Annotated in this window: 2 protein-coding genes; both read left to right on the forward strand. The window is 66.4% G+C overall.

Going from position 1 to position 2,760, the window contains the following annotated elements; translation table 11 throughout:
* The coding region (locus AB0N06_RS38595) for an ISAs1 family transposase (RefSeq protein WP_366139335.1) at window positions 1–1,057 on the forward strand (1,057 nt) is incomplete at its 5' end.
* Between the two features lie 290 nt (window positions 1,058–1,347).
* Window positions 1,348–2,592, forward strand: a complete 1,245-nt coding sequence (locus tag AB0N06_RS38600; protein ID WP_366139336.1) for an MFS transporter — start codon at window positions 1,348–1,350, stop codon at window positions 2,590–2,592.
* Window positions 2,593–2,760 lie beyond the last annotated feature (168 nt).

Below are 2,760 nucleotides of genomic sequence, written 5' to 3' on the forward strand. Positions count from 1 at the left end.
GGCCCTCGCGTTGCTGTGCGCGGCCGTCTCGGCGGTGCTGACCGGGGCTCGCTCGCTCATCGCGATCAGCGAGTGGATCACGGATGCCCCGCAGCATGTGCTGGGCGTCCTTGGCTTCGTTGCCGATCCGCTTACCGGTCTGCGGCCGGTGCCGCACGCCGCAACCATGCGCCGCCTGCTGCAGCGTGTGGACGGCGACGCGCTGGACGCGGCGATCAGCGCGTATCTGCAGGCCAGAACACCTCCCCCGGTCGAACCGGACGCGGAGAAAGGGCCGGTGCGACGGGTGATCGCGGTCGACGGCAAGGTGGTCCGCGGATCGCGAACCGCAACGGCCACGGCGATCCAGCTACTGGCAGCGATGGACCACCACGGCGTGGTCCTGGCCCAGCGGCAGGTCGCTTCCAAGAGCAACGAGATTCCCTCCTTCGCGCCGTTGCTGGACGGCCTCCAGCTGGAGAACACGGTGGTGACCGCCGACGCCCTGCACACCCAGCACGACCACGGCGCCTACCTGACCAGTCGCGGCGCCCACTACGTGGCCGTCGTCAAGAAGAACCACCCCGGCCTGTATGCCCAGGTCACAGGGCTCCCCTGGCGGGACATCCCGCTCGGGCACCGCACTCGCGACCACGCCCACCACCGCGACGAGGTCCGCCGGCTCAAGGCCGCCGCCTTCAGCCACCTCGACTACCCCGGAGCCCGCCAGGCGATCCAAGTCGTACGGTGGCGACGCGACTTGAGCACCGGAAAGCTGACCATCGAGCGCGTCTACCTGATCACCAGCCTGACCGTTTTCGACGCCACCTGCGCCGAACTCGCCACCTGGATCAGAGGCCACTGGGGTATCGAGAACCTCCTGCACCACGTGCGTGACCGCACATTCCGCGAGGACGACTCCAAGGTCCGCACCGGCACCCTGCCCCGCGCCATGGCCTCCCTACGCAACCTCGCCATCAGCATCTTCCGCCAGGACGGCGAGACCAACATCGCCGCCGCCCTCCGCCGCACCGGCCGCGACTACCACCGGCCCCTACGAGCCCTCGGCCTCACGTGACGAACCCAGACAGATCTCGATCATGCAATGACCCTGGTTGCGCAGGTTGGCGACGAACGCGTCGACGTCATTGGCGTTGAGAGCCATAACGAATTCCTCTCCTCCGTAATTATCCCCGCCCAATAATTCGGGCCGGGCTCGCCTCGAAGGTTTCACAGTACAAGATCACGTGTCAAGAAATTTTTTACAGCCCTGCCGTCATGATGCCTGGCATGTCCAAATATCTGGCTTCTTTATTCCTTTTTGTCGGGATAGTTCCTGGACGTCGTGGAGAGTGTAGGGTGGGCCAGATGGTTCTCGGTGGGTCATTCTCCGTGTTGCGACACGGGCCTTTTCGTCTATTTCTCCTCGCTCGCCTGATATCAATGAGCGGGTCGGCCATGGCGCCCGTGGCGCTGGCTTTCACGGTGCTCGGCTTCGATAGCCATCCGGCGTCCCTGGCGATCGTTCTGGCCAGCAACACGGTGCCCCAGTTGGCCCTGCTGCTCGTCGGCGGCGTGGTCGCCGACCGGTTCTCCCGGCGGCACCTGATCGTGTTCGGCAACCTGGCGCCGGCTCTCACTCAGGCCTGCGTGGCTCTACTGGTGGCCTGCGGAAACGCCACCACCAGCCGGATCGCCGTGCTCGCCGCCGTGGCGGGTGGCGCGTCCGCACTGATGCAGCCGGCGATGAACAGCCTGCTGCCCCAACTGGTGGACCCCACGCAACTCCAGGAGGCCAACGCACTGCTGCGGCTTCCGACCAACTTGATCAGAATTGTGGCGCCGGCGATTGGCGGGGCACTCGTGGCGCTCGTCGGGCCGCAATGGACACTCGGCTGGGACGCGGCGAGTTTCGCCATCGCAGCACTATTGTGCAGCCGCCTCCCCATTTCCGGGGCGGTGAAATCAGGAGCCTCAGTCATCCGGGATTTTCGCGACGGGTGGAGTGAATTTATCCGGAGATTCTGGCTCTGGTCCTACGTGCTTTCCGGGGCCGTCGTCGTGGCCCTGTGGCTCGGTGGATATCAGCTCCTTGGCCCCGTTGTCGTACACGACCTGAACCTGGGGCCAGCAGTGTGGGGAAGCATCCAGGGGGCATTTGCCGTGGGGCTTGTCGTTGGCGGGTTTATTTCCCTGAAATGGAAGCCGTCACGCATCATGGTCGCTTGCGTCTGTGCGAACCTGCCCTTGGCCCTGCCACTGATCGCCCTGGCCGCGGGAGCCCGGCTCGTCTGGTTGTGTGCCTCCGCAGTCCTGGCTGGTATCGGTCTCGACCTCGCGATCGTGTGCTGGAACACCGCGATCCAGGAACAACTGCCGACCGCACTGCTGGGACGGGTCAGCTCCTTCAGTTCCATTGGCGAGCTCATGGCGGTCCCGCTGGGCTATCTCGTCGTCGGTGCCACCGCCACCCATGTCGGGTCCGCCTCCGTGCTGACCGTCAGCGCCGTGGTGATGACGCTGGCAACCCTCGTGCTACTGGCCGCTCCTAGCGTGTGGGCCGTCCGCCGGCTGCCCGCCGAGCAGTCGGCCCCGCTCGGCGTCGGCGCCTGAGCCCCCGTCTTGCCCCGCCGTGGGGGCAAGGTACGCGGGGACATCCCGGACCTCCGCGACAGGGAACCGGGGAGGGCACGGGGGCTCACCGCAGCGGGTAGGTCTTGAGGTTCACCGGGCCCTCCGGGCTTGGGCCCATGACGTTCTGACGGGCCGCTGAGCGGCCCG

The sequence above is a fragment of the Streptomyces sp. NPDC051020 genome (assembly GCF_040683105.1).
GTDB lineage: Bacteria > Actinomycetota > Actinomycetes > Streptomycetales > Streptomycetaceae > Streptomyces.

Coding starts and splice junctions, on each gene's coding strand:
- AB0N06_RS38600 (WP_366139336.1), top strand. CDS start 1,348: ATGGTTCTCGGTGGGTCATTCTCCGTGTTGCGACACGGGCCTTTTCGT.